This window comes from Canicola haemoglobinophilus (genome assembly GCF_002015075.1).
GTDB lineage: Bacteria > Pseudomonadota > Gammaproteobacteria > Enterobacterales > Pasteurellaceae > Canicola > Canicola haemoglobinophilus.
The window spans coordinates 1-1,922 of record NZ_MUXZ01000050.1; the positions used below are offsets into that span (position 1 = coordinate 1).

Here is a 1,922-nt window from a genome sequence, read left to right on the forward strand (position 1 = left end):
GAGCCTATATCACTTTCATTGGTAATTTTTTCTTGTAATAAGCGAAGCTCCTCTAAGGCTTCATAAGGAAGGTGGTCGGCTTCATCAACAATCAGTAAGCCTTCTGTGCCTTTGATTTTACGAGCAATTAAGCGTGATAATGTGCCTTTGCGACGTGGGGCATCTGAAATGCCGACTTCCAAGGCGATTTCGTAGAGAATTTCACTTAAACTTGAACGGCTAGGGCTAGCTGTTACTACCCATACGTTGTTGTAGCGACGGCGATATTCTCTTGCTGCTTGGGTTTTACCTACACCGCTTGCGCCATGAATAATGGCAAGCACATTAGCATTTTGAGCAAAGCGCAAGGTGCTGAAAATTTGCGTTGCTGTTTTGGTTTCGATAAAACTCGGGGCTTCTATAAACTCACGCAGTTTTTGGGCTAACCTTTCAAAGTATGCCGTGAGCTTTGCTTCTACCTCTTCGATATTGCCTTTGTAACTTTCGCTAAGGTAGGCACTTAATGCCCCCGCACTTAAACCTGCTTCTTTGGCAATTCGGGTTTGCGTTGCCCCTGTTTCAGCGATGTGCTGTCTTACTTGCTCAATAACGTTCATTTTTGCTCCTTATTATTCGGTTATCTTCAACTTCGTTTGATTTGCCAAGGCAATATCAAACACACTTAATTCTTCATCTACATCTTCTTCTATCTCAGCTTATCTTTTCATCAAGCGGATAGCGTTATGCTCAATCACTTCTTCATATTCCACTTCAATTGCTCTTGATGGTTGTGGAATTGGGTCAGGGATAATCTCCATAAATTGCTCATCAAATTCAGGCGATGGGACGTAGCTTTCCAACTCCATCTCTTCCGCCTTCATTCGCTGTTCAATCGCTTTCACGGTATGTTTTGTCCAATTGCGAAGTGCATTGTTATACTCACGTCCTTTCATTTGGTCGCCAAAGCCTGCTTTCTCGGTAATTTGTGCTTCACCAAGGTATTCCCCTGTTAGTGCATACACCCACACTTTGTCGTGCAAGTTGGCTGGGTCGTAACGCACCACCACCCGTTTGTGCATTGAACCGATAAGCTCCAAGGCTTCATAGCGGTTTTTGTTACTGCCAATCTTGCCTGCGTTAAGATGGAATGTGCCGTTTTGTTTTAGGCTCACTTCTTCGTGCAAGGTAAGCAGTAAACGCATTTGGCTTTCAGTAACAGGGCGTTTTTCCGCTACCGCCCAATCTCGTTCAAAGGCTTGTGCATAACTCATTTGCCCTGCACAAATTTCTGTTAAGCGATTGGCGACGTTGTTCCATTGTTGAATACCTTGCTCAAGGGCAAGAATAAAAGTATCGTAGTCGGCTGGCTGTTCTGAGCCGTTTTTGCCGTCATAATCAGGCTTTTCATAGGCATTTGCCCCTGCGTAGGCATTTCGTAACAATAGGTGTTTATCTACATAATCCCCTAAACCACCATGAGAAAAGGCACGCTCAATCGGTTTTGCCTGTCCTCGCCCTTTGCCAAATTGAATGGAAGTCCAGTGCAGTTCTATGCCAAGGGCAGGGATAATCCCTTTCACTTCGTTTTCATTTACAGGGTAGCGATAACGGGTTTTTACCCCACCTGTCATTTTCTTATTGGCTGCCGCTCGGGTGTTGTCGATGGTCAGATGTTTTGGCAAACCATAACGGCTGATCACATCAAGCAAACTCAAGCGGATCACGTCAGTGTTTTCCGATTTATCGGTTCTTGCCGCTAAAATTTTGCGAGTGCGAACGTCTTGCCACAGCCACGTCTTGGGCCGTTTTACTTCACCATCAGGTAAACGCACCCACACATTGTGCTGATAGCCGTCGCCGTTGATCCATTCCATTGCTTCAAGCATTGCCACTGTCCGCACCTGTGATGGATACATTTGGCTGAGAGCGTATTTACCGCCACG

Annotated in this window: 2 protein-coding genes; both read right to left on the reverse strand. The window is 45.4% G+C overall.

All coding sequences use genetic code 11. The features are described from left to right. The coding region (locus tag B0186_RS10540; protein ID WP_158077981.1) for an AAA family ATPase at nucleotides 1-596 on the reverse strand (596 nt) is incomplete at its 3' end. Between the two features lie 99 nt (nucleotides 597-695). Continuing rightward, on the reverse strand, nucleotides 696-1,922 hold a 1,227-nt coding region (locus B0186_RS10545), incomplete at its 5' end, for a transposase domain-containing protein (RefSeq protein ID WP_235817226.1).